We start from the raw sequence: 26,080 nt of genomic DNA on the forward strand, positions 1-26,080 counted from the left end.
TAGTCGCCCCCCACGCGGGGGCGTGGATTGAAACCGCAGAGCCACGAGGGACCCGAACACTCCGGTCCGGCGTGTCGCACGGTTCTTTCGGAAATTAGGCTTGTGGGCGTTTTTTGAGAATCCGTCGGCGGAACAGGTCGGCATTGCATTGGACGGGCGATGGTGGTTGAATCGGCCCCGGTGGGTGGATGGACGACGAGGGTGGGGCCGGAGGGCCCCAAGACCTGTAGGGAGAGGCCGATGTATCGAGTCGACTACGAAAGAGAGGACATGGTGATCCGGGTTCCCCGGCGGCTGGTGGACGCCGAGTCGCTGTCCCGGTTCTTGGGGGACGTGACGCTCCGGAGCCTGTTGGAATCCACGGAGCATGTGGAAACGGCCCGCCGGATGGAGCGCCAGCGGCGGCTGGACCAGATCCCCAAGGGCATCGCTCTGCTTCGGAACCCGGACTACAACAAGGGCACGGCCTTTACGGAGGAGGAAAAGGACGCGCTGGGCATCCGGGGATTGGTCCCGCCTAGGGTCCACACCATTCAGGAGCAGATGGCTCGCGTTCTGGAAAACATCCGCCGCAAGCCCAACGACCTGGAAAAGTACATCTTCCTCATCAGCCTCCAGGACCGGAACAAGACGCTCTTCTACCGGGTGCTGCTGGAAAACATCGAGGAGCTCATGCCCATCGTCTACACGCCCACCGTGGGCGAGGCCTGCCAGGAATACGGTCACATCTTTCGCCGGCCGCGCGGGATCTTCATCACACCGGACGACCGGGGCCGCATCGTGAGCCTTCTGAGAAACTGGCCCCACAAGGACATCCGCATCATCGTGGTGACCGACGGCGAAAGGATCCTGGGGTTGGGGGACCTGGGGGCGGACGGCATGGGCATTCCGGTGGGAAAGCTCGCCCTCTACACGGCCTGCGCCGGGATCCACCATTCCCGGACCCTTCCCGTGACCCTGGACGTGGGGACCGACAACGAAGCGCTGCTGTCCGACCCTCTCTACATCGGCGTTCGCCGGCCCCGGCTGAGGGGCGAAGAATACGACGCCCTGGTGGACGAATTCGTCATGGCGGTCCAGCACGTCTTTCCCGGGGCCCTCATCCAGTTCGAGGACTTCGCCAATCGGAACGCCTTCCGGCTGCTCCAGCGCTACCGCCATCGGGTCTGCTGCTTCAACGACGACATGCAGGGGACCGCCGCGGTCACCCTGGCGGGACTCTACGCGGCGCTTCGCCTGACCGGCGGAAGCCTCAAGGACCAGACGATCCTCTTTGTGGGCGCAGGGGAGGCCGGGCTGGGCGCGGGCGAGCTCATCGTTTCCGCCATGATCGCCGAGGGGGCGCTTCCCGAGGAGGCCCGGAGCCGCTGCTGGTTCATGGATTCCAAGGGCCTCATCGTCCGGGACCGGGACGACCTGAGCCCCCACAAGAGGGCCTTCGCCCACGCCCACCCGTTGGTGGCGGACCCGGCGGAGGCGGTGGCATCGCTCCGGCCCACGGCGCTCATCGGCGTTTCGGGACAGCCCGGGGTCTTCGACGCCCGGGTTCTAAAGGCCATGGCCCGCGTCAACGACCGGCCCGTCGTCTTCGCCCTGTCCAATCCCACGGCCAAGGCGGAATGCACGGCCCGGGAGGCCTATGAGCACACGGACGGCCGGGTGATCTTCGCCAGCGGCAGCCCCTTCGAGCCTTTCGAATATCGCGGCAGAACCGTCCGAACCGGCCAGGGTAACAACGTTTACATCTTCCCCGGCGTGGGCCTGGGGGTGATCACCTCCGGAGCCCGGCAGGTGACGGACGAGATGTTCTTCGTGGCGGCCAAGACCCTGGCCCAGATGGTGCTCCCGGAGGATCTGGAGGCTGGGATGATTTTCCCTCGGCTTTCCCGCATCCGCGATGTCTCCCTTCGCATCGCCCTGGCCGTGGCCCACGTGGCCTACCGGGACGGGCTGGCCACTGTTCCCCGGCCCGAGGATCTGGAGGCCCACATCCGGTCCCTGGTCTACTACCCGGACTACGAAAACTACGTGTAGGCCGGTGCCGCGGGGCTGAAGCCCCGCGGCTACGTAAGATGCCGGGTCCCTTGAGGGCCGATGAAGGAAACCCGTTCCGGGGCAGGCTCCCAGCGTTGCTCCTAGGCGTTGCCGTTGGCGAAGAAGCGGTTGAAGGCGTTGACGTAGGCGCGGGCGCTGGCCTCGATCACGTCCGGGCTGGTGCCGATGCCCGAATAGATGCTTCCCCCGATTTCCACCCTCACCATGGCCTCGCCCAGAGCGTCCTTTCCCATGGTGACCGCCTTGAGGTCGTAGTCCCGAAGCTTTCCGGTTTGCCCCACGATCCGCTCAATGCAGTTGAAGACGGCGTTCACCGGGCCGTTTCCCGTGGCGGCGTCGGTGATCTTCTCCCCGTCCTTGATGAGGGTCACGGACGCCAGGGGCTGCATGGTGTTGCCGCTCATGATCTGGAGGCTGTCGAAGGTGTAGGTCTCTGGGACCTTGGTCAGTTCGATCTCCACGATGGTGGCCAGATCCTGGCTGGAGATCTCCTTTTTGCGGTCGGCCACGTTGAGGAAGCGCTTGTGGACCCTCTGGAACTGCTCGTCTGTGAGCTCATAGCCCAGCTCCTTCAGGCGATGTCTCAAGGCGGCTCGGCCGGACCGGGCGGTGAGCACCAGGCTGTGGGCCTTGATGCCCACGTCCTCGGGCCGGATGATTTCGTAGGTGGACCGGTCCTTCAGGATGCCGTCCTGGTGAATTCCCGACGAATGGGCGAAGGCGTTGGATCCCACGATGGCCTTGTTGGGCTGAACGGGAATGTTCATGAGCCGGCTCACCATGCGGCTGGTGCGGTAGATCTCCCGGGTGTTGATGGTGGTGTGGGCGTCGAAGAAGGATTCCCGGGTGCGGATGGCCATGACGATCTCTTCCAGGGACGCGTTTCCGGCGCGCTCTCCCACGCCGTTGATGGTGCATTCCACCTGTTCCGCGCCGTTTCGCACCGCCGCCAGGCTGTTGGCCACCGCCAGGCCCAGGTCGTTGTGGCAATGGACGCTCAGGATGACCTTGTCCAGGGCCGGCACCTTCTCCCGCAGGTTCCGGATGAGCTCCCCGTACTGTTCCGGGAGGGCGTAGCCCACCGTGTCCGGCACGTTGATGACGGTGGCCCCGGCGCGGATGCACGCCTCGATCACGCGGCAAAGATATTCGAAGTCGCTCCGGGATGCGTCCTCAGTGGAATACTCCACGTCCTCACAGTACTTCTTGGCATACTTCACCGCTTCCACCGCCTGCTGGAGGGCGCTTTCCCGGTCCCGGCGAAGTTTCTTCTGGAGATGGATGTCGGAGGATCCCAAAAAGACGTGGATTCGGGGCCGTTCCGCCTTCTTCACGGCCTCCCAGGCGATGTCGATGTCCTGCTGGACGGCCCGGGCGAGACCGGCAATGACCGGTCCCTTCACCTGTTCCGCCACCGTCTGCACCGCCTTCAGGTCTTCCGGCGACGAGCACGGGAACCCGGCTTCGATCACGTCCACTCCCAGTCGCGCCAATTGTTCCGCAATTTCCAGCTTCTGCCTCCGATTGAGCTTGGCTCCAGGGACCTGCTCGCCATCCCTCAGGGTGGTGTCGAAAATATGGATCTTTCGGCTCATGGTCGATTCCTTTCTTCGGGTGGTGTTCTTGTTTCGGTTTCCGTTCTTCGTGGTGCTCAACGGACCACAGGCATCACACAAATCCACTGGGCCATCCAGTCCCATGCCCATCACCTCCTTTCCGTTTGGTCTCGGGCCGATTCCAATAAAAAAGGCCATGGGGTGGAACCCATGGCCTTCGCGTCCTTGTTGCTTGTTGCCGTTACGTGGCGCACACACGGAAGACGAAGGGTTCCCCCACCTGGGTCCCGAGGCTAAGCAACAGGAGCAATAGCAGGCTAAGCAGGTTGCGGGACATGTTCGTCTTCCTTCGTCCTTCCCGGGCCGGTTGGCGCTTCGTGGTGCCCCGGTCCGATCAAATGCTCAGGGCGATCCAGAAAGAGACGGCGATCTCCACAAAAAAGAGAAAGGCGTAGAGCACGTACTTATGGAGGGGAAAATCCTCGATGATTCGGTTCGCCTCTTCCATCACACGGATTGCGTCCATGAGGCCCTCCTGCGCCGTGAACCGCCGTTGAAACCTGATGTCGCGTTTCCTTGTGCACTGCCGACCGCCTCACTAATATAGGAGAGCCGAAGGACAGATCAAGCAAAAAGTGGAGAGACGATGAATCCTGCCGCGAGGGTGCTGGAAAAGATGCCGGAGGAGGCCCGGCGCATGGGATCCCTGCTGACCCAGGCGGGCTACAGGTTCTGGGTGGTGGGGGGCGTGGTGCGCGACGCCCTCCTGGAGCGGCTTCCAACCGATTGGGATTTTTCCACCGACGCTCCGGTGGAAGCTCTCATCCGGCTTCTTTCCCCTTCCTTTCGTGTGATCCCCGTGGGGCTGCGCCACGGCACGGTCCACGTGCTCACGGCCCACGGGGCCATGGAAGTGACCAGCTGGGAGGGCAACGGCTCTCAGGCCGTGCTGGACGATCTCAGGCGCCGGGACTTCACCGTGAACGCCCTGGCGGTGTCCTTTCCCGACGGCACCCTGCTGGATCCCTTCGGCGGACGAAGGGATCTGGAACGGCGGCGCCTGCGGGGCGTGGACGATCCCCTGGCCCGCTTCCGGGAAGATCCCCTGCGGGTGCTTCGGGCAAGCCGTTTCGCCGCCACACTGGGGCTCCACGCCACCCCCAAGACGCTCCGGTGCCTTCGGCAGGCGGCGCCTTGGCTCCAAGAGACCGCCACGGAGCGCGTCCGGGAGGAGCTCTTCAAGCTGCTCACGGGGCCCTGGGTAGTGGAAGGCCTGGAACTGGCCCGACGAACCGGCGTGCTGGAAGTGGTGATTCCGGAACTCCTGGAAGGATACCGGAAGAAGCAAAACCATTACCACGCCCACGACATCTACCACCACACCCTTTACGCGGTGCACCACAGCCCGGCGCGGATCCGGGTGCGCCTGGCCGCTCTGTTGCACGACATCGCCAAACCGAGAGTCCGGAAAAAGATCCGGGGCGTCTTTCGTTTCTTCGGCCACGACAAGGAAAACGCCGGGATGGCGCAAAGCATCCTGGAGCGTTGGCTCGTTCCCAAGAAGCTGGCCGAGGAGGTGTGCATCCTGGTGGCCAACCACATGGTGCACGGCACTGACTGCTGGAAGGACGGGGCCGTGAGGCGCCTCATCCACCGGGTGGGAGAGCCGCTCCTGGAGGACCTCCTGGATCTGATGGCTGCGGATCGGATGGCCCACGGAACGGAGGCGGCGGCCGGGGAGGAGTCCGTGGAACGGCTGCGACAGCGGATCGCAAGGATTCTGGCGGAAAAGCCCGCCCTGGATCTTTCGGCCCTCGCCGTGGACGGCCGGGATGTCATGGCCGCGCTGGGCATCGGCCCCGGTCCTCAGGTGGGACGGGTGCTCAAAAGGGTCCACCGGATCGTCCTGGAGGATCCCGCTATGAACCGGCGGGACGTGCTGCTGGCGTGGATACGGGAGAAGGGACGGGATGTGAGTGATGAGTGATGAGTGAGGGGTGAGGGGTGAGGGGTGAGGGGTGAGGGGTGAGGAGTGAGGGGTGAGGAGTGAGGAGTGAGGAGTGAGGGGTGAGGAGTGAGGGGTGAGGAGTGAGGAGTGAGGAGTGAGGAGTGAGGAGTGAGGAGTGAGGAGTGGCGGCGGGGGATTGTTTCGAGACCAGCAGAGAACCAATAGCTGACAGCTGACAGCTGAAAACTGAAAGCTGAAAACTGAAAACTGAAAACCACAAACCCACACAGAAAGGCAACCCATGGAACCCTTTCCCGTTTTGCCGTCCGTGGAGGTGGTGGTCCGACGTGCCCGGTGGGTGCGGTTTTGCCCGGAGGCGGTGGAGTCGGCGGTGGCCCGCTGGGGCGGCGAGCTCCAGTGCGCCGGCACTTGGGACGAGCCGTTTCACTTTGCCGACGGAACGGAGGAGACGGCCCGCTGGATCTTCGTTCTGGACGTGCTGAATCACTGCTTCTGGCCCGATCCCGGTGAGCCGGTCTGGGGCGTGGAGCTGGAGGGGACCTTCTATTCGGGATACGCGGGCCTGGCGGCGGCCCTCAAAAAGGCTCATCTTCGAGGCGTCCCGCTCACCGACGCCGCCTACCTGGCGACCCTGCCGGAAGAGGACCTGAAGCGGGTCTTTTCCGGCAGGGGATCCATCCCGCTCTTTGCGGAAAGGGTCCACAACCTTCGGGAAGCGGGCCGGGTGCTCCTGGAACGCTGGGGCGGCGACGTGGTTCGAATCATCGAGGCGGCGGAAGGCTCGGCGTGTCGCCTGGCTTCCCTGTGCGCCCGGGAGTTTCCCAGCTTTCGCGATGAGGCGGAGCTGGACGGCCGGACCGTCTATTTCTGGAAGAGGGCCCAGATCTTTGCGGCGGATCTGGCCGCCGCATTCCGGGGAGAGGGGTTGGGGGCTTTTCGAGACCTGGCGCGTCTCACCGCCTTTGCCGACTACAAACTGCCGCAGGTCCTGCGCGAGTTGGGCATCCTGGAATACGCTCCGGAGCTGGCCGGCAAGGTGGACCGTCGGGAACTCCTGGAGCCGGGGTCCAGGGAGGAAGTGGAGATCCGCGCTTTGACCGTTTGGGCCGTGGAGCGCCTCAAAGAGGCCTTCCACCGCGCCGGGTTCGCCCAAGTGACCAGCTCCCGGGTGGACCACTGGCTCTGGTCCCTGGGCCAGCTGGAGCCCTTCCGAAAGCGCCCCTACCACCGCTGTCGCACCATCTATTACTGAAAACCTAACGATCATGGCGTGCTCGCCACCTCGCATTGGATGAAAGAGCCTGCATCGGGGTGCTGTCCGCCTTGTGGGAGCGCCGCAGGCGCGATCAACCGCGGGCGGCCCCACCGCCATGGAATGGTCGGCCACCCGCGTCGCGGCTTTCGCCGCTCCCACAGGTGAAGTTAACCCTGCACGGTGTTGATGCGAGCTCACAATGTTCTTGCAACATACTGAAAATAGAGATTTGTCACATTCAACTGGACGATTTTTTCTTCGGGTGTCTCTTACACCGCGTGATTCGCGGGCGGGGATAAACCCCGTCCCTACCCAATGGGTCCGTGCGTTTTTGTAGGGGCTGGCTTTATGCCCGCCCTTCAGGACCTGTCCATGAGAAAGAATCGTCCAATTCAGGTGAAAAACATAAAAAAACCGGATCCGCCGTGGGGGCGGATCCGGCATCCACAGGAGGGAGGGAGAAACCTGACGGGAACCGTCAGGCGGGCTGTGGCGTTTTCAGTCCGCCGTCGTCGCCTTCCTTCTTGTTCTTGTAACGCTGCCAGAAGTAGACGACGGCGATCATCGCGATGCCGATGAGGTCCGAGGTGATGTGCGGGTGGTAGCACATGTAGGTGCCGAAGGCGAAGATGATCCATTCCAGCACGGTGGTTTTTCGGATCAGGTAGCCCATGGTCACGGCCGAAAAGGCCAACGTTCCCAGGGTGGCGGAAACATAGGCCATGACGATTTCCTGCCACGTTCCCATGAGAAGGATCCCCGGCACGTAGGCGAAAAGGAACGGACCCACGTAGAGGAACTTGGCGAACTTGAAGGAGGTCCACCCCGTTTTCCAAGGGTCGCTCCCGGCGATGGCGGCCCCCGCGTAGGCGGCCACGCACACGGGCGGCGTGATGTTGGAATCCTGGCTGAACCAGTAGACGATCATGTGGGCGGCGATGGGGTGGACCCCCATCTTGTCCAAGGCGGGCACGGCCAGCACGGCTGTGATGAGATAGGCGGCCGTCACGGGAACCCCCATGCCGAGCACCAAGGACGCCAGGCCGATCAGGAGGATGGCGATGGGAAGATGACCTCCGGAAAGGGAAATGATGATGTCGGAGAACTTCAGCCCGATGCCCGTGAGCGCGATGGAGCCGACGATCATGCCGATGACCCCCACCGTGGCGCCGATCACCAGGGTGCTCCGGGCCCCGTCCAGGATGGCCTCGTAGATTTCCCGAAACTTCATCCTGTTCTCCGGCCGCACCCAACTCACCCCGATGCAGCTCAGCGTGGCCCAAAAGGCGGCCATCCCGGGGCTGTAGCCCAGAAGCATCAAGACAATGATCACCAGGAGCGGAATGGACATGTACCATTCCTTCTTGAGGATCTCCATGGGTTTGGGAAGGTCTTCCTGGATCCCCACGATATTGTGTTTCTTGGCTTCGAAGTGGACCATGGTGAAGACCGAAAGGAAATAGAGCAGGGCCGGGCCCACGGCCATCTTCATGATCTCCACGTAGGGGGTGCGGGTAAGTTCGGCCATGAGAAATCCGCCCGCACCCATGATGGGGGGCATGAACATGCCCACGATGGAGGCCGACGGTTCGATGGCTCCTGCCACGTGGGGACGGAAGCCCGCCTTCTTCATGAGCGGGATGGTGAAGGCGCCGGTGGAGACCGTATTGGCGATGGCGCTTCCCGAGATGGACCCGAAGAAGGTTGAGGCCATGCAGGCCACCTTGGCGGGGCCGCCCACGGTGCGCCCGGCCAGCGCCATGGGAAAGTCCAGGAAGAACTGGCCGGCGCCCGATTTTTTCAGAAAGGCTCCGAAGAAGATGAAAAGGATGACATAGGTGACCAGCACGCTGGCCATGACCCCGAAGACGCCGTCCTGGGTCAGGTAGAGGTGGTTCACGATCCGTTCCAGCCGGAAGCCTCGATGGGCGAAGGGGCCAGGCATATAGGGGCCGAAATAGCAGTAGACCGCGGCCAGAAGTCCCACGATGGTCATGGACCAGCCCAGCACCCGCCGGCAGATTTCCAGGGAAAGAAGCAGTCCCAGCACGCTCACGTAGAAGTCGAGCTGCGTCTCGCTCCCCATGCGGTAGTTGAGGGCTTCGAATTCATGGATCCAGTAGCCCACGGCGAAGACGGAAAGCAGGGCCAGGACCACGTCGAAGACGGAGGGGCGGTGATGGGGGGAGCGCTTGGAAAACGGATAGGTGAGAAAGATGAAGACGTAGGTGACGAGCACGTAGAGGCCCCGGTTGTACTGAACGGACACGGGCCGGATGCCCGCCGTGTAGAAGTAGAAGAGGACCATGAAGACGCTGATGGCCGAGGCGATCCACATCCAGGGGCCGGTCAGCTTTCTTCCGGCTTTTTCCTCTTTTTCCAGGAGTTTCTTGAGCTTGACGTCTTCTTGAGCTTCCGTGGCTTTCTTTTCCATCTCGTCCATACTTGTCCAACCTTGCATCCGTGGGTGGGGTTTCCGCACCCGCAGGGAAAAGAGTCAGAAAGAGGGGTGTGTTGAAGTGGGTTGAAAGAGCCTCCCTACCCATTCCTTATCCCCGTGTGGTTTGTGGCTGGAACGGGGAACGGGAATGCCCACCGGTGGTGGTCGCTTCATGCAGGGGCGGTTCGCGAACCGCCCCCACATGCATGGCGGACTGGAGTGGAGGCTTGATGCGTTTCCGGGCAAAAGCTTGTCCGGGAATGACTTTCCGGCTCAAGATACCGGGGAATTTCCGTTCTTTTCGTAGCCGCGGGGCTTCAGCCCCGCGGGAAGGGCCCTGGCAACCTTGAAGTGGCGGGCGTACCCGATGGCCGAAGCCAGGGGTCTTTCCCGCAGCCCCGAAGGGCTGCACTACGACAAAGGCGGTCATCCCCGGTGTTTTCGGGCAAACCTCTAGTCCACCGGCTTGAACTTGTCGGGAATCTCCAGGCCCTGCTCCTTCCAGAAGCGGTAGGCGCCCTTGTGGAGCGGAGCCGACAGGCCGGTGAGGGCGTTCTGGACGGACATGTCGCTGGCCGCCTTGTGGGCCTTCCTCATGTGATCCAGCCCCTCCGGCGAGAAGATGGCCCTGAGGGCGTTGTAGACGATCTCCTCATCCACGTCCTTGTTGGCGATCCAGAAGGTGCTGTCCTGGAAGCTCACCACGTCCTCGTCCTGACCCCGGTACGTGCCCTTGGGGATGATCACCTTGCTGTAGAAGGGGTATTCGTCGTAAAAACCGGCTTCCTCGGCGTCCTTGTGGACGCTTACGAGGCTGATTTCATCCTGGGTGCTGGCTTCGATGATGGAGGCGTTGGGGTAACCCACCAGGACCCAGAAGGCATCGATCTTGCGATCCTTGAAAGCCGCGGCGGCGGCGGAGTAGCCCAAGAACTGGGGTTGAATCTTGTCCCAGAGCCCCAGGCTGCGGAAGAAGCGCTCGGCCGAAAGTGCGGCACCGGAACCGGCGTTGCCCACGGCCACCTTCTTGCCTTCAAGCTGCTTGGCGCTGGTGATGCCGCTGCTCTTCAGGACCACCAACTGGGCCGGGGCTCCGTAAAGGTAGGCCAAGGGTCGCACATTGTCGTACTTGGTGTCGTCCTTGGGCAGCTTGCCGTTGCGACCCAGAAAGATGTCGCCCGCGTAGGAGATGCCGAAATCCACGTCGTGGCGATGCACCCGTTTGACGTTCTCCGCCGATCCTCCCGATCCTTCGCTGGACACTTCCACGTCGGGAACGTTCTTGGTCAGATAGATGGCAATGGCGTTGGCGAAGTAGTTGAAGGTGCCGCCCACGGGGCCGCCTCCGATGGCGAGAAAGGTCTTCTTGGCGTGGGCTTGATCCATGGGAGTCAAGGCGAAGATACAGGCAACGGCCAGGGCCAGAATAAGCAACCTCTTCGTCATGGTGCACACTCCTTGCTCTCGGGTTCATGGTGGGCTTGCTGTCTCGTCCTTGGGTTGGATCGGTCTTGATCCGGTTCTCACCCCCTTTCGTCGTAGTCTCCTTATTGCATACACTGTATCTTACAAAAGAAAAGACCAAAGAACACCCGCGGCGATGGCCGAGCCGATCACGCCCGAGATGTTGGGCGCCATGGCGTGCATGAGCAGGTAGTTTCCGGGATCTTCCCGGTTGCCGATGAGTTGCACAACCCGTGCCGAATCGGGGACCGCCGAAACTCCGGCGGCGCCCAAGAGCGGGTTGATCTTGTCCTTGCTGAAAAGATTCATGAGCTTGGCAAAGAGGATGCCGCCGGCCGTGGCCACCATGAAGGAGGCGGCACCCAGGCAGAAGATGCCCACGGACTTGGCCGTAAGAAAGACATCGGCCTGGGTGGATGCCCCCACGGTGACTCCCAACAGGATAGTGACGATGTCGATGAGGGCCGTTCGGGCGGTTTGCGCCAGTCGATCCGCCACCATGCATTCCTTGAGCAGATTGCCGAAAAAGAGCATGCCCAAAAGCGGCAGGGCCGCCGGTGCCAGAAGACAGCACAGGAGAAAACCCACGATGGGGAAGATGATCTTTTCCCGCTTGCTCACCGGCCTCGGATCGCTCATGCGAATGAGGCGCTCTTCTTTGGTGGTCAGCAAATACATGATGGGCGGCTGGATGACCGGCACCAGCGCCATGTAGGAATAGGCGGCGATGGCGATGGGACCCACCAGCTCGGGGGCCAGCTTGGCGGAAAGGAAGATGGCCGTGGGGCCGTCGGCTCCGCCGATGATGCCGATGGAACCGGCTTCATTGGCCGGAAATCCCAGAGCCAGGGCCGCCAGGAAGGTGATGAAAATGCCCACTTGGGCCGCCGCCCCCAGGAGCATGAGCTTGGGGCGGGCCAGCATGGTGGAAAAGTCGGTCATGGCCCCGATGCCCAAGAAGATGAGGGGCGGATAGATCCCCTGGCGCACACCGAAGTAAAGATAGTGCAACACGCTTCCTTCTTCGTAAATACCGAGCCCCAAGCCTCTGAAAACCGGGATGTTTCCCATGAGGATGCCGAAGCCGATGGGCACCAACAGAAGCGGTTCGTAATGCTTGGCGATCCCCAGGTAGATAAACGTACATCCCACCGCGATCATGATCAGGTGGCGGTAATCCGCCAGTGCAAAACCCGTGTTGCTCAAGAAATCGAGTATCAGCTCCATAACCACTTCCCTGTTTTCTGGAAGAATCCTGAAACGTTTGGCGTATTGAGCGGTTCCATCCGTTCCGCTGTAAAAGACGGCCTGCCTAGCTCCCTACCTCGGCCTCCTCGGCCGACCTCACCACCACGTCGGGATTCCATCGGTAGAAGCCGCGCTGAGTGCCTCCAAGCTCCTGGATCAACCCGAGGCGCAGAAAGAGGTCCAAGTGGGTGTACGGGTTGCGGATGCCGCGCTTTTCGGCCTGTTCCAGGAGGCGCGGTAGTGAAAACGTTTCCCCCTGCCGATTGGCAAGCCATTGGAAGTAGGCGTATACCTCCATCTGTTCCGTGGAAAGGTCCACCACGGGTGTGGTCGGCGTCGGAACCGCCTTGGGTTTTTCCGCCGCCATTTCTTCCGGCGAGGGAGCGGCCTTGGGGATTCGGCGGCGCTTTTCCAGCATTTCGTGGCGTCTGTCCCAGGCGGTGAGCGTCTTTTCCAGGTTGGCCAGCACCAGAGCCAGCACCACCAGGCCGGTGAACACGATGGTGATGCCGGCCGCGGTGATGAGCCACCCGTTGGCGGCGCTGATGGCAGACAGTCCGTACATGAGTTGCCCCTCCTTCTTTCAGGCCCGGATCTCCCGGGTCCGGTAGGGTTTGCGTTCCTGCATGATGGCTGCGATCTTCTGCATGACCCTCTGGCCCAGGCCCGCATCCATTTGGAAGAGCTTGTAGAGTTCCGAGTTGGGGAACTGAAAGAGGGTGGATTCCGTCAGGCACAGGCCCGTGGCCGTGTAGTGGAACGGGCTCACCAGGCTGGACCAGCCCAGGAGCTGGCCCGGCTCGCGCACCACGAAGGAACGGCCGTTGGGGAAGCAGAGCAGGATGGACCCGGATTTCAGGATGTAGAGATACTTGGCCGGTGATCGGGCGCTGAAAATGGCCTCGCCGGGCCTCCAGCGGGTCGGAAGGGCGATCTGGGCCAGGTGGGCGATGTCCGATTCCGTAAAATCGGCCAAAAACGGGCTTTGTCGCAGTTCCTCTGAGTGGATCATGTCGGTCTTGGTCTCCTCCTTGCTTCGTTGCCCAAAGGGCTGGTTCGGCTTGGGACCTTGCGGGCCTTGGGAGGCAAGATTGGTGCCGGGAGCGCCTTCCTTGTGCCCTCGGGGGTGCCGGCGGGCCCGGTCCTTTGTCGTGGGCCTTCCAATTACCCGGCTTTGCGTGGCGATTCAAGGCCTATGTACGTACAAGCCCGAACAAGGTCTTGTGCAAAGATGCTTTTCCCGGGCGAGCCCCTGTGCTAGACAGAGGTGGCGAAAATCCGCCGTCCAGGTGGCCGAAATCGGCCGGTGCCGTCGTCTCCCACAGCGAGTGGTTGTCCCATGCCCCCTCCCCTGGGTATTTTTCGAAAATTCCTTCTGGCTTTTCTCCTCCTGTCCTTGGCGCCCCTGTGCGTCCTCGGCTTTTTCACCATTGAACACATCCGGCAGGTGGGCACCCGGGCCATCGAAAGCACCTCCGAGGAACTGGAACGCAAATCCAGGGAAGCCATTGAACTTCGAGCGGTGGAACTGGCTCATCGGGTATCCGTCTTTTTAAAGGACTGTGAGGCCGATCTTCGTACGCTCCAGATGCTTCCCCGCGACGCCCACGTCTACCAGCAATTTTCTCTGAACCACCGCGGCGAGATCTGGACGCGGGAAGGGACCAACGAGGCCTACACGGAAGTGAGGCGCCTTATCCCGCTCTACAAGGAGGTGGCCTTTATCGGGCCAGAAGGCGGGGAGCGCATAAGGATCGTAGGGGATCGGATCGTGGAGGCTGAGGAACTTCGCAACGTGAGCGATCCCCGCAACACCACGTACAGGAGCGAGACTTACTTCCACGAGACGCGGCGGCTTCCGGCGGGAGGAATCTATGTCTCCCACGTGACCGGCTGGTACGTCAGCCGGGAGGAGCAACTGGGTCGGGCGTCCAGCGTGGAAGAGGCCGTAGAGGGGGTGAGGTACGAAGGAGTGGTACGATTCGCCGTGGCCTGCCACGGGGACGATGGCAGCTTCCAGGGGATGGTCATGCTTTCCCTGGACCATCGGCATCTCATGGAGATGACCCAGCATGTGCTGCCGACTGAAGAGCGGTTCGTGGTCTTTCCCAGCTACAGCAGCGGCAACTATGCCTTCATGTTCGACGATGAAGGCTGGATCATCAGCCACCCCAAGTTCTGGGACATCCGGGGCGTTCGACGGGACGGCACCTTCTTCGATCCCCGTTCGCCCCTCTACAATGCGGAGGGCATCCGTGAGGGGCGGCTGCCGTTCAACCTGGATGCCGTGGCCTTCATCCATCCCAACTATCCCTTTATCGCCCGGCAGGTGCGCCGGGGGCTTTCGGGCGTGACCCAAACCTTCAACGTGGGAGGCAACCCACGGGTAATGGCCTACGCCCCCATCTTTTATGACACGGGCCCCTACAAGAAGTACGGCATCTTTGGGGGCATTACCATCGGCGTGCAGACAGCCAAGTTCGCCGAGCCGGCCACCTGGATCGAACGGCAGATCCGGGAGCTGGTGCGTCGGACCCGGACGAATTTCCTGCTGGTGGTGGGGCTTGCCATGGTGGGGGCCGTCCTGGCGGCCTATCTGCTGGCGCGGGCCATCACGGGTCCGCTCCGGGCCCTGACGGCCCAAGCCCAGAAAGTGGCTTCGGGGGAGCAAAGCTGGGATCTTCGTATCCGGACGGGAGACGAGGTGGAGATCCTGGCCCTGGAGTTTCAGCGCATGACCCAGGAAGTCCAGGCCCATCGCAGCCGGCTGGAGCGGTCCCTGGCGGAACTGGAAACGTCCAAGGCGGCCTTGGAGGCGCATTCTGAAGAGCTCCAGCGCCAACTCCACGTGCTGAAGAACTTGCACTACCTGAGCCACTACCTGGGGGTGGTCTTCGACCGCGAGATGCTCCTGGGGGCCGTGCTCAAGACCTGCGTGGAGGGGCTCGGCTTTGACCGATCCATCCTCTACCTTTTCGAACCCGAGTCCCAGAGGCTCGTGTGCCGCGGCACCTTCGGCTTCAACCCCGAAGAGGAGGCCCGGGCCCGGGCCGCCGGCTATGATGTCCGAAGCCACGATTGCGTCCCCACGCGGGTCTTCCGCCACGGACAAACCGTCTTCGTTCGGGACATCACCAAGGATCACGATGCCACGGCGCTGGACCTCAAGATCTCGCGGGTTTCCGGCGTGCGGGTCTTCGCCTTCGTGCCCATCAAGGTGCGGGACCAGGTCATCGGGGTGTTGGGGGCGGACAATGCCCGCTCCGGGCGGCCTTTGGAGAAGATCCAGGTGGATTCCCTGCAGATCCTGGCAAACGATGCGGCCCGCGCCGTGGAGCGCTCGCTTCTCTATGAACAGATCGCCAAGGAGAGAAATTTCGTCCAGTTCATCTTCCGCCACTTCACCATGGGGATCCTCACCCTGGACGCGGCAGGATGCATCTCGTCCATCAATCCCCAGGCCGAGAGGCTCTTGGGGCTTTCCCGCGCGGAGTCGCTCTACCGGCCTTGGCGGGAGGTGTTTGCCCTTCAGGATCCATGGAGGGAAGTGGTCGGCGGGTTCCTGGCCGGCGAGGATCAGGAGAGGACCGCGGAGCTGGTGGTGGCGGGGGAGGGGGGCGAAGAGCGATTTGTGGAAGCCCACCTGGCGAAGATCGAACCCGACAACCAGGATGTGCGCCTGCTGATTGCCGTCCGGGACGTGTCGCGTCGCAAGAGGATGGAGGAATACCTGCGGCGGTCCGATCGCCTGATCAGCCTGGGCACCCTGTCGGCGGGCATCGCCCATGAGATCCGAAACCCCCTCACGGGTGTGTGCCTGATGCTGGACGATCTGCACGATCACCTGACGGACCGACCCCGGGAGCGGACGGTGATCGCCCGGGCCATGCAGGAGATGGAACGCCTGGAAAACCTGATCCACAGCCTTCTGGACTTTGCCTCCCCCGCTTCCCCGGGGCGCAAAAAGGCCGTCGCGTTAGACCAGGAGGTGCAAAAGACCCTTTTTCTCGTCAACAAGAGGTGCCGGGGACAAGGGGTTCGGGTGGAAGTGAAGACTTTTCCCCAAAGTGTGCCGGTGACCGTGGATCCGGACCGGTTTCGCCAGGCCCTCTTGAACATCCTTCTCAATGCCATCGACGCCATGGGGGAAGGAGGGCGGCTGAGCATTCAGGTCCTGCCCGTGAGCGGGGGAGAATCCTTGGCGGAAGGTCCGTGCATGCGGGTACTGGTGCGGGACACGGGAGCCGGTATCGCCAAGGAAGATCTGCCGTACATCTTCGATCCGTTCTTCAGCCGAAAGGCGGGCGGGGTGGGACTGGGACTGTCCATCGTCCACAGCATCGTGGAGGAGCACGGGGGCAGGATCCACGTGGAGAGCGAGCCGGGATCGGGAACGACCTTTATCATGGACTTTCCCCTGCCGACAGGCGGTTCGAGTGAGACGGCCGAAGGAGAGGTGGATGGAACGGATTCTGGTGGTGGACGATGAGCCTTTCATCTGTGAAAACCTGGAAAGGATCCTTTCCGAGGAAGGCTACGCCGTTACGGTGACTTCCACGGGATCGGAGGCCCTGGAACTTCTTTCGGAGGAGCCCGCGGATCTGGTGCTGTTGGACCTCAATCTCCCGGATCTATCGGGGCTGGACGTCCTGAAGGCGGCCAAGGAGCGGGATCCTTCCCTGCTGGTCATTGTCATCACGGGCTACGCCTCGGTGGAGTCGGCCGTGCAGGCCATCAAGGCGGGGGCCTACGACTACCTGAAGAAGCCTTTCAAGGCCGATGCCATCAAACTCATCGTGAAGCTGGCCCTGGAGACCCAGCGTCTCAAAAGAGAAGTGGACTATTTGGTGGGGCGCCACGGAGCGGAGGGCGATCCCATCGTGGCGGAAAGCCCCGAGTTCCGAAAGGTTCTGGATCAGGTGCGGGAGGTGGCCAAGCATTCCGATACGACCGTTCTCATTACGGGGGAGAGCGGCACGGGCAAAGAACTGGTGGCCCGAAGGGTCCACCGGTGGAGCACGCGGGCGAGACGCCCTTTCCTGGAAGTCAACTGCGCCGCGCTGCCGGAGTCCCTTTTGGAAAGCGAGCTTTTCGGCTACGAGAAGGGGGCTTTCACGGGAGCGTCGGGGGCCAGGGTGGGGCTCCTGGAGGCCGCGGAAGGCGGTTCCATCTTCCTGGACGAAATCGGCGAAATGGATCTGGGCCTTCAGGCCAAGCTGCTCCGGGTGCTGGAAGACAAGAAGGTTCGGCGCATCGGCGGCACTCGGGCTCGAACCGTGGACGTGCGCATCATCGCCGCCACCAACAAGGATCTGGAGCGCGCCGTGCGGGAAAAGCGTTTCCGGGAGGATCTCTACTATCGGCTGAACATCTTTCCCATTCGGCTGCCTCCCCTGCGCAACCGGCCGGCGGACATCGAAGCGCTGGCCAAATTCTTTCTTTCACACTATGCGCAGAAATTTGGAAGACGTTTTGCGGGCATGACCCCGCAGGTGGTAAGGCTCTTCCAAGGCTACCCTTGGCCCGGCAATGTGCGGGAGCTCAAGAACGTCCTGGAGCGCATCTGCATCATGCACGACGGGGAAACCCTGGACGTGGGGATGGTGCCGCAGGAGATCGCCGCGTCCAGCGGTTCTGATGAGAAGGCGGAGGGATCGTTCGATTCCGCCGAGCAGGGCTTGGATTTGGAGGCGGCGGTGGAGCGTTTCACGCGAAGCCTGCTGGAAAAGGCCCTGGCCCGCAGCGGCGGCAACATCTCCCAGGCGGCCAAGCTTCTGGGCATCCCCCGGGGAACCCTGCGCTACAAGCTGGAAAAGTACGCGATCCGAAGCGACTGAGATCCCTTACCCATTTTAGCCGCCTTCCAAGGCCCGGCATGGTCCCAACAGATCCAATCCTCACTGGAAATGAGCCATACGCTGGAACAGCTGAAGGCTCGGCTGAGAGATCGACTGTCCGAATTCCAGCACCTGATTGAAAGCCGGCGGCTGGAGGACGCCGAGCGCCTGAACGAGCTTGCCGGCAAGCTGACCCAGCTTCGGGATCGTTTTCTCTCCATGCGCACCACCTTTGTGCAGTTACAAAAGCAGACCAGCATGATCCCGCAGCTGGAAAAACAGGCGTTGCTGGACGGCCTGACGGAATTGCCCAACCGTCGGGCCTATGAGCAGAAGCTCAAGGAGGAATGGGCCAGGTATCGATCCCACGGCACCCCGTTTTCCCTAATTGTTTTGGATCTGGATCACTTCAAGGGGGTGAACGACACCTACGGGCACCCCATGGGAGACCAGTACCTCAAAGAGATGGCCAAAAGATTGAGTCGGTCCCTGCGGGATTCCGATATGCTGGCTCGATACGGCGGCGAAGAGTTCGTGGCGCTTCTGTCCGGTACACCCAAGGAAGAGGCCCTGATCGTGGCCGAAAGGATGCGCCTGCCGGCGGAAAAGGCCCGGTTCCAGTGCGGCGAAGATTGCTTTCGGGTGACGGTGAGTCTGGGAGTGGTCCAGGTGGGACCTTCGGACAAGATGCCGGAGGATGTCTTCAACCGGGCGGACGAAGCCTTGTATCGCGCCAAGGAACAGGGTCGGAATCGGGCTGTGGTGTGCTGAGGGAGTCGAAGGAAACGGGACGCTGGGCCTTCCGTGCCGGCGGGATGCAGGGGCGAAGGTTTTCGCCCCTCACATTTGCCCGGGGCTCCGCCCGCAAGCCTCTCCGACGTCAGAAAAGGCCGGGAATCCAGAATTGTCAGTAAATCTATATCCTAAACTGAGTGATTTTTTCTTCGGGTGTCCCTTGCACCGCGTGATTAGCGGGCGGGGATAAACCCCGCCCCTACCCAAGGGTCCATGCCTTTTTGTAGGGGCGGGCTTTACGCCCTCCCTTCAGGACCTGTCCATGAGAAAGAATCGTCCAATTCAGGTATATGAAACGCCGCCTCGTTCCGTTCGTGCGCTCGGCCTGTAGGGGCGAATGATCTTCGCCCCTACAGGGCTTCGCATCTCGAAGGTGCGTTTCATCCTTCGTTGTCACGGGCCGTCCGTGATGGGGGTTCAGGACTCCCGCGCAAGCGGGAGTCCTTAGAATGCCGGAAACCCTGGATCCCCGCTCCCCGTTCAAGCCGGGGACGAGCTTCGCGGGGATGACGAATGGGCGTTGAACGGCGCAAATCAATCGTTCCCGGCAAGCCTCCTAGCTTCCCAGCGCCTTGGACCGCTCCGTGGCGGCGCGGACCGCTCCCATGACGGCCCCCCGAACCCCCCGCTTTTCCAGCACTTCCAGGCCGTGGATGGTGGTCCCGCCGGGGGATGTGACCATGTCCTTCAGTTCCGAAGGGTGGCGCCCCGTTTCCTGGACCATCCGGGCCGTACCCAAAACGGTTTGCACCACCAGGTCCCTGGCCACCGGGCGCGGAATGCCCATGAGGACCCCCCCGTCGATGAGGGATTCCACGAAGTGGAGCACATAGGCGGGCCCGCTTCCCGTGAGGCCCGTCACGGCGTCCAGGAGCTTCTCGTCCAGTTCGTGGGCGATACCCACGGCTCGAAAGAGCGTGAGAGCCGCTTCCATGTGGGTGTCGTCGGCATGGCGTCCCCTGGCCAGGGCGCTGGCTCCCTGGAGCACCAGGGCGGGGGTGTTGGGCATCACCCGCACCACCGGGACTCCGGGGGGAAGGGCGTCTTCCATGGTTCTCAGGGGCACCCCGGCGGCGATGCTGATGATAAGAGGGCGGTGGGCCACACAGTCCGCCAGATCGTTCAGGACCCCCGCCATGTTCTGGGGCTTCACGGCCAAAACGAGCACCCGGGCCGCCTGGGCGCAGGCCGCAAGCGTCTCCGCCCCAACCACCCCGTAGGCGGCTTGCAGGTGTTTCATGCGCTCCCGGCTCACGTCGAAGACCACCACCCGCTCCGCGGGAACAATACCCGCCTGAAGGACGCCGCGGATGAGCGCCTCGCCCATGTTGCCCCCGCCGATAAACCCCACTGTTGCCCTACTGAGCATGCAAACCTCCTCTTCCTGCCGATTCGCGCTCTGAATTCCGGCCCAAATTGGGCGATTCACTCCCATGGTGCGGGTCGGACGGGCGGGCTTGCAGCCCGCTCCTGCGAAAGCCAATGAACCACCGTGGCCGCACTGCCCCGATCCGAAGCGGAGATGTCCTTGTGCCGCACCGAGGTTTTCGCTAAAGTGCTTTCAAGACCCCGCCATCAGGGGAGGGTCCTGTTCTTATACATCATGTTCACGGTTCCGGAGCATTTCTTTCTTTTCCACGGGGACCTGCGGGTCTGATGCGACGAGAGGGTGCCATGAACCGAGCCCTGGCCGACCGGCCCCAACCCAAGGATTGCGTGCTCAATAACGGTGAGGTCGTCTCCTTTCGTCTCCTCACGGGCGAAGAGGAGGAAGCCGTACGAGCCTTCTTTCACGATATTCCCGATCACGAGGTGGAAGGCTTCCGGGAACAGGTGCCGGATCCCCGCACGGTCAGCCGCTGGATCAAGGCCTTGGATTACGGACGGGTGCTGCCCTTGGCGGCCTGGAGCACGGAACGGACCCGGATCGTGGGCCTGGCTTCCCTCAATCGCATGGTGGGCGCCTACCGCCACGTGGCCGAAGTCTACGTGGTGGTGGGGGCCGATCACCGGAAGCTCGGCCTGGGCTCTTCCCTCATCAAGGAACTGGTGGAGATCGCCACTCGCCGCGGCCTCTATTTCCTCAAGGCCAAGGTGCTCACCGAAAACCAGCTGGCTCTCCGGGCCTTCCGCCAGTTGGGTTTCGAGGTCAAGGCCACTCTGGAGGACTACTTCATGACCATGGACGGCAAGACCAAGGACGTGGCCTTGATGCTCAAGAGGCTCCGTTTCGACATTGAAGAGGATTTCTTCTACGTGTTCTGATCAGTTCCGGCTTGCCAAAAGCGTGTTGACACGGGCTTTAGGGCCCGCTAAATTAAAGAACAATTTCACATTCCCAGGCGCCCTTTCTCCCGCACCGGACCTGCCTCTAGCCCCGGAGGAATGCCCATGGCGACGAAGGGAAAGATCCTCATTGTGGACGATGATGCGGATTTCGCCAAGTCGACCAAAATGATCCTGCTGGCGGACGACTACGAAGTGGTGATCGCGAGCGACGGCAAGGAGGGCCTTCGAAAGGTTCAGGAAGAAAAGCCCGATCTCATCATCCTGGACATCATGATGGAGAGCATCTTCGAGGGCTTCAGCCTGGTGAGTTCCCTTCGCTCCGACCCTCAGTTGGCGGCCTACAAGAACATTCCCATTCTCATGGTTTCCAGTGTGCGTTCGGACACGGGATCGCGGTTTGCCTTCGACGATCCCGAGGACATGGGGTCGCTTCCAGAGCCCGACGACTACCTGGACAAGCCTTTCAAACCCAAGGAACTTCTCGACAGAGTCGCCGAATTGATGGCCCGCAAGCGGGCATGAGCGGCCTCGTTGCCCCATCAGTTCCCGATGCAGTGAGGCCGGGAGCCGACGGCCGGCATGTGCCGGGGCCGTCCAGGGGATGGATTGCAGCACAGTAAGGTCCGATGCCCGGCGCGGAGGCTTCGACCGAACGAGAGTGCCCACGGTGGATCCACCCAAGGTTCTGGTCATCGACGATGAAGAAATCGCCCGGGTTTCATGCCGAAGGGTCTTGGCCCGGGAGGGCATCGCCGTCAGCCTTGCGTCCAGCGGCCGCGAGGGGCTGGAGATCCTCCTGCAAGAGCCCCACGACCTGGTGCTGGTGGATCTCAAGATGGCCGAGATGGACGGGGTGGAAGTGGTCCGGCGCATCCACGCCTTCGATCCCGGTATCGTTACGGTCATCATCACGGGCTACGCCACCATCGAAAGCGCCGTGGCGGTGATGAAGGAAGGGGCCTACGACTACCTGCCCAAGCCCTTCACGCCGGACGAACTGCTCATCGTGGTGCGGCGCGGGTTGGAAAAGCGCCGACTGGATCTGGAATCCCGGGCGCTTCGGGAAGAGAAGGAGGCCATGGAGCGAAATTTCGTGACCATGGTCACCCACCAGCTCCGCTCGCCCCTGGCGGCCATTCTGCAATACTTCGAGGTGCTGCTGGCGGGCATCGGCGGGGAACTGACCGACAGCCAGCGCGAGATGCTCCAACGGGCCAAGGACCGGCTGGAGTCGCTCATGGCCCTCATCAACGACTGGCTGGACATGAGCCGCCTGAACGAGGGCGAGATTGTGAACCGGCTGCGCCCGGTGGACCTGAGACAATGCCTGGATGAGGCTCTCAAAGGTCTGGAATGGTCTGCAAGACAAAAGAACGTTTCCCTTCTTGTGGACATTCCGCAGGATCTGCCCAGGATCCAGGCGGATCCGGACACTTTCCGCGAGGTGCTGAGCAATCTGGTCTCCAACGCCGTCAAGTACAACCGGGCCGGCGGGCGGGTGACGATCCGGGCCCGCGCTCAAAACGGGTCGGTCCGTGTGGAGGTGGAAGACACGGGCGTGGGTATCGACGAAAAGGAAATTCCTTTCATCTTCGAGCAGTTCTACAGGGCCAGGGACCGGGAAGTGAGGGCACAGGAGGGCACGGGTCTGGGACTGGCCATCGCCCGGAAGATCGTCCGGGCCCACGGCGGCACCATGGAGGTGAAAAGCCGAAAGGGGGAAGGATCCACTTTCGCGGTGATCGTCCATGCGGCGCCGGCCGAAGGGGCCGGGAAGGAACGCCGATAGATGCAGAAGAGATGAGGCGGTATGGGGGCTCGACGGGGGATGAATGCACAATTTTCCCCTTGACGGCGAGACGACGTTGTGCAAAAAATCACGTGATCCATCCGTCCCGCCTAGCCCGGTCCAATCCCTAGCCCCCAGCGAACAGTGCGGAGGCTCCATCAGATGGAAAACATTCTTCAGGATGTGGACGCAGTCATCGATCAGTGGGGCGCCAAACCGGAATCGCTCCTGCAGATCATGCTGGATGTGAACCATCACTTCAATTACCTGCCCCGCGAGAGCATCGTCCGGATTGCCGAGCGCCTGCGCATGCCCGTCAGCCAGGTCTACAGCGTGGCCACCTTCTTCAAGGTGTTCAGCCTCACGCCGCGCGGCCGCACCATCGTGCACGTATGCACGGGTACGGCCTGCCACGTGAAGGGCGCGCCGAAGCTGCTGGACCGCATGAAGCAGGATCTGGGACTGGATCCCGGGGAGACCACGGAGGATCTGGCCCTCACCCTGGAGACGGTCAACTGCGTGGGGGCCTGTGCATCGGCGCCCGTGGTGGTGGTGAACGGGGAGACCTACAGTGAAGTGACCCCCAACAAGATGGCGGCGCTCGTCAAAGAGATCAAGGAACAGAGCGCGTGAGCGGGAGAACCATGGAGCGGCTCAAGAGCATTCAGGATCTGGACGCCCTGCGACAGCAGATCATCGAAAGGCGCAAGCACATCCGAAAGCGCATCCGGGTGTGCAACGGGACGGGCTGCCATTCTCAGGGTGCCGAACGGCTGGTGGACGCGTTCAACCGGGCTTTGGAAGAGCGGGGGGTGGCGCGCGATTACCTGGTGGTGCCCACGGGCTGCAACGGGTTCTGCGCGGCGGGTCCCATCGTGGTGATCGAGCCCCAGGAGGTTTTCTACCAGCGGGTGAAGCCCGATCAGGTGGAGGCGATCATCGAGCGGAGCGTCCTGGCCGACGAGGTGATCGAAGAGCTCCTGTACGTGGATCCCACCACGGGCGAAAGGATCGTCCACGAGTACGAGATCCCGTTTTTCGCCAAGCAGGAGCGCCTGGTCTTCAAGGATACGGGGACGAACTTCGTCACGGACATCGACGACTACATCTCCCGGGGGGGATATTCGGCGCTGGCCAAGGTGCTTTCCGGCATGAGCCCCGAAGAGGTGATCGAGGAGGTGAAGCTTTCAGGGCTTCGCGGCCGGGGCGGCGGCGGCTTTCCCGCAGGCGTCAAGTGGGAGTCGTGCCGGCGGGCCCACGGGGACATCAAGTACGTGATGTGCAACGCCGACGAGGGCGATCCCGGCGCCTACATGGACCGGTCGCTCTTGGAAGGGAACCCCCACCAGGTGTTGGAGGGGATGATCATCGGGGCGTATGCCATCGGGGCCCGGGAAGGCTACATCTACGTGCGCTTCGAATACCCCATGGCGGTGAAAAACGCTCTGTGGGCCATCGAGCAGGCCAAACAGTACGGCCTTTTGGGAGACAACATCCTGGGGACGTCCTTCAGCCTGGACATCCATGTAAACCGCGGCGCCGGCGCCTTCATCTGCGGCGAATCCACGGCTCTCATGGCGTCCCTGGAAGGCAAGGTGGGCGAGCCTCGGGGGAAGCACATCCACACGGTGGAAAAGGGCCTGTGGAACCGGCCCAGCAACCTGAACAACGTGGAGACCTGGGCCAACGTGCCGCTCATCATCAACAACGGCGGGGCCTGGTACGCCTCCATCGGGACCGAACGGTCCAAGGGCACCAAGATCTTCTCCCTGGTGGGCAAGATCAACAACACGGGTCTGGTGGAAGTGGCCATGGGAACGCCGCTCAGGACGATCATCTACGACATCGGGGGCGGCATCCCGGCAGGGCGCCGCTTCAAGGCCGTTCAGACCGGCGGTCCGTCCGGCGGTTGCGTGCCGGAGCGCCTCATCGATCTTCCCGTGGACTTCGAAAAGCTCAAGGAAGCGGGATCCATGATGGGCTCGGGCGGCATGATCGTCATGGACGAAGAGACGTGCATGGTGGACGTGGCCCGCTACTTTTTGAACTTCCTGGTGGAGGAATCGTGCGGCAAGTGCATTCCCTGCCGGGTGGGGGTCAAGCGCATGCATGAGCTGGTGGTGGGCATGTGCGAAGGGCGGGCCCGGCCGGGGGATATCGAAAAGCTGGAAGAGCTCTGCTACGCCATCCAGGAAACGGCCTTGTGCGGGCTGGGAAAGAGCGCTCCCAACCCGGTGCTCAGCACCCTCCAGTACTTTCGGGACGAATACGACGCCCACGTCCACGAAAAGAAGTGTCCCGCCAAGATCTGCAAGCCTTTGATCCAGTACGTGATCGACACCGACAAGTGCACGGGGTGCGGCCTGTGCCGGCGTCGCTGCCCGGAAAACGCCATCATCGGAGCCAAGAAGGAATGCCACTGCATCGACGAGGAGCTGTGCGTGCGGTGCGGCATCTGCATCGAGAGTTGTAAGTTCAAGGCCATCTACATCGAGTGAGAGGGACGATCTATGCAAGCCCATTTGGGAGATTTTCTGGCCATTGCCTTCTACCTGGTGGTGGGGGTCGTCTTTGCCGTCATTCCCATCATTCTGTCCCATCTCATCGTGCCTAGAAGCACGGGGCGGCTCCGGGACCAGACCTACGAGAGCGGCATGGAGACCATCGGAAGCGCCTGGATCCAGTTCACCGCCGCCTACTACATATACGCGCTCATCTTTCTCGCCTTCGACGTGGACGTCCTTTACCTCTTTCCGGTGACCCTGGCCTACGGGCAGTATGCCGTGCGGGATTTCGTGGAGGTGGTCATCTTCGTGGGAATCCTGTCCCTGGCCATCGTTTATGCGTGGCGAAAAGGAGTCTTCGAGTGGAAAACCAAAGAGTAGAGCCCGTCATCCAATTCGCCCTTCTGGACGATCTGCTGAACCTGGCCCGGGCCAATTCTCTCTGGCCCATGACCTTCGGCTTGGCCTGCTGCGCCATTGAGATGATGGCCGCCGGGGCGGCCCGATTCGACCTGGACCGGTTCGGCGCCGGGGTCTTCCGGCCGTCTCCCCGCCAGTCGGACGTGATGATCGTGGCGGGAACCATCGCCAAAAAGATGGCTCCGGCCATCCAGATGCTCTGGGACCAGATGCCCAACCCCAAGTGGTGCATCGCCATGGGGAACTGCGCCATCTCCGGCGGGCCTTTCGAATACGACGGTCAGTACGCCATCGTCCCGGGGGCCGATTTGATCGTCCCGGTGGACGTCTATGTGCCCGGATGTCCGCCGCGGCCGGAGGGGCTCATTCAGGGCATCCTGGCCCTGGAGGACAAGATCACCAAGGGCGAGGATCGGAACCTGCTTCGACGTTTTCAGCGGATGGGAGGTGCGAGCTGAT

The 26,080-nt window shown here is 62.2% G+C and carries 21 protein-coding genes; 13 read left to right on the forward strand and 8 right to left on the reverse strand.

The features are described from left to right. The first annotated feature begins 240 nt into the window (after positions 1–240). Positions 241–2,034 (forward strand): NAD-dependent malic enzyme, encoded by a 1,794-nt coding sequence (locus BUB04_RS10315; protein WP_084076390.1) that lies wholly within the window; start codon positions 241–243, stop codon positions 2,032–2,034. A gap of 101 nt (positions 2,035–2,135) precedes the next feature. Here the strand turns inward: BUB04_RS10315 and BUB04_RS10320 are convergent, their stop codons facing one another. Next, entirely contained in the window at positions 2,136–3,650 is a 1,515-nt protein-coding gene (locus BUB04_RS10320) for a 2-isopropylmalate synthase (protein ID WP_073039178.1), read from the reverse strand. A gap of 355 nt (positions 3,651–4,005) precedes the next feature. Further along, positions 4,006–4,137: a hypothetical protein gene (locus BUB04_RS20095; protein WP_281246589.1), complete on the reverse strand. Its 132-nt coding sequence runs from the start codon at positions 4,135–4,137 to the stop codon at positions 4,006–4,008. 120 nt (positions 4,138–4,257) lie between these two features. On the opposite strand from BUB04_RS20095, the gene BUB04_RS10325 reads away from it, so the two are divergent. Then, a complete protein-coding gene (locus tag BUB04_RS10325) occupies positions 4,258–5,598 on the forward strand; it encodes a CCA tRNA nucleotidyltransferase (protein WP_073039041.1) in 1,341 nt (446 codons plus the stop codon). A 262-nt stretch (positions 5,599–5,860) separates the two neighbouring features. Beyond that, positions 5,861–6,832 (forward strand): queuosine 5'-phosphate N-glycosylase/hydrolase, encoded by a 972-nt coding sequence (locus tag BUB04_RS10330; RefSeq protein ID WP_073039043.1) that lies wholly within the window; start codon positions 5,861–5,863, stop codon positions 6,830–6,832. A gap of 481 nt (positions 6,833–7,313) precedes the next feature. Here the strand turns inward: BUB04_RS10330 and BUB04_RS10335 are convergent, their stop codons facing one another. From BUB04_RS10335 to BUB04_RS10355, 5 genes are all read right to left on the reverse strand, one after another. Then, complete coding sequence (locus BUB04_RS10335; RefSeq protein WP_073039045.1) at positions 7,314–9,278, reverse strand: TRAP transporter permease; 1,965 nt, start codon at positions 9,276–9,278, stop codon at positions 7,314–7,316. Positions 9,279–9,728: 450 nt separating this feature from the next. Next, complete coding sequence (locus BUB04_RS10340; protein WP_073039047.1) at positions 9,729–10,721, reverse strand: TAXI family TRAP transporter solute-binding subunit; 993 nt, start codon at positions 10,719–10,721, stop codon at positions 9,729–9,731. A 120-nt stretch (positions 10,722–10,841) separates the two neighbouring features. Beyond that, positions 10,842–11,966 (reverse strand): sodium ion-translocating decarboxylase subunit beta, encoded by a 1,125-nt coding sequence (locus tag BUB04_RS10345; protein WP_073039049.1) that lies wholly within the window; start codon positions 11,964–11,966, stop codon positions 10,842–10,844. A gap of 85 nt (positions 11,967–12,051) precedes the next feature. Then, the gene (locus BUB04_RS10350) at positions 12,052–12,552 is read right to left on the reverse strand and encodes an OadG family protein (RefSeq protein ID WP_073039051.1); all 501 of its coding nucleotides are present in this window, start codon (positions 12,550–12,552) and stop codon (positions 12,052–12,054) included. A gap of 18 nt (positions 12,553–12,570) precedes the next feature. Then, positions 12,571–12,999 (reverse strand): Crp/Fnr family transcriptional regulator, encoded by a 429-nt coding sequence (locus BUB04_RS10355; protein WP_073039052.1) that lies wholly within the window; start codon positions 12,997–12,999, stop codon positions 12,571–12,573. Positions 13,000–13,326: 327 nt separating this feature from the next. Here BUB04_RS10355 and BUB04_RS10360 point away from each other — a divergent pair, with 327 nt between their 5' ends. The 3 genes from BUB04_RS10360 (at position 13,327) to BUB04_RS10370 (ending at position 18,595) form a co-directional block, all read left to right on the forward strand. Continuing rightward, positions 13,327–16,476 (forward strand): ATP-binding protein, encoded by a 3,150-nt coding sequence (locus BUB04_RS10360; RefSeq protein WP_073039054.1) that lies wholly within the window; start codon positions 13,327–13,329, stop codon positions 16,474–16,476. Next, a complete protein-coding gene (locus BUB04_RS10365) occupies positions 16,448–17,824 on the forward strand; it encodes a sigma-54-dependent transcriptional regulator (protein ID WP_073039056.1) in 1,377 nt (458 codons plus the stop codon). Before BUB04_RS10360 ends, BUB04_RS10365 begins: the two co-directional genes overlap by 29 nt. A gap of 69 nt (positions 17,825–17,893) precedes the next feature. Next, on the forward strand, positions 17,894–18,595 hold the full coding sequence (locus BUB04_RS10370) for a GGDEF domain-containing protein (RefSeq protein ID WP_073039058.1): 702 nt from the start codon (positions 17,894–17,896) through the stop codon (positions 18,593–18,595). A gap of 580 nt (positions 18,596–19,175) precedes the next feature. Here BUB04_RS10370 and proC read toward each other — a convergent pair. Next, on the reverse strand, positions 19,176–19,988 hold the full coding sequence (proC, locus tag BUB04_RS10375) for a pyrroline-5-carboxylate reductase (protein ID WP_073039060.1): 813 nt from the start codon (positions 19,986–19,988) through the stop codon (positions 19,176–19,178). A 305-nt stretch (positions 19,989–20,293) separates the two neighbouring features. Between proC and BUB04_RS10380 the strand changes: the two genes are divergently transcribed. The 7 genes from BUB04_RS10380 (at position 20,294) to BUB04_RS10410 (ending at position 26,079) form a co-directional block, all read left to right on the forward strand. After that, entirely contained in the window at positions 20,294–20,884 is a 591-nt protein-coding gene (locus BUB04_RS10380) for a GNAT family N-acetyltransferase (RefSeq protein WP_073039062.1), read from the forward strand. A 126-nt stretch (positions 20,885–21,010) separates the two neighbouring features. Then, complete coding sequence (locus BUB04_RS10385) at positions 21,011–21,430, forward strand: response regulator transcription factor (protein ID WP_084076392.1); 420 nt, start codon at positions 21,011–21,013, stop codon at positions 21,428–21,430. Between the two features lie 145 nt (positions 21,431–21,575). Next, positions 21,576–22,697, forward strand: coding sequence for an ATP-binding response regulator (locus BUB04_RS10390; protein WP_178371965.1), 1,122 nt, complete (start codon positions 21,576–21,578; stop codon positions 22,695–22,697). 162 nt (positions 22,698–22,859) lie between these two features. Beyond that, entirely contained in the window at positions 22,860–23,330 is a 471-nt protein-coding gene (locus tag BUB04_RS10395; RefSeq protein WP_073039068.1) for an NADH-quinone oxidoreductase subunit NuoE family protein, read from the forward strand. After that, positions 23,327–25,195, forward strand: coding sequence for an NADH-quinone oxidoreductase subunit NuoF (locus BUB04_RS10400; protein WP_073039070.1), 1,869 nt, complete (start codon positions 23,327–23,329; stop codon positions 25,193–25,195). The genes BUB04_RS10395 and BUB04_RS10400 overlap by 4 nt, the downstream gene beginning before the upstream one ends. A 12-nt stretch (positions 25,196–25,207) precedes the next feature. Further along, on the forward strand, positions 25,208–25,582 hold the full coding sequence (locus BUB04_RS10405; protein WP_073039072.1) for an NADH-quinone oxidoreductase subunit A: 375 nt from the start codon (positions 25,208–25,210) through the stop codon (positions 25,580–25,582). Then, complete coding sequence (locus tag BUB04_RS10410) at positions 25,564–26,079, forward strand: NADH-quinone oxidoreductase subunit B (RefSeq protein ID WP_084076394.1); 516 nt, start codon at positions 25,564–25,566, stop codon at positions 26,077–26,079. The genes BUB04_RS10405 and BUB04_RS10410 overlap by 19 nt, the downstream gene beginning before the upstream one ends. Position 26,080 lies beyond the last annotated feature (1 nt).

The organism is Desulfacinum infernum DSM 9756 (assembly GCF_900129305.1).
Taxonomy (GTDB): domain Bacteria; phylum Desulfobacterota; class Syntrophobacteria; order Syntrophobacterales; family DSM-9756; genus Desulfacinum; species Desulfacinum infernum.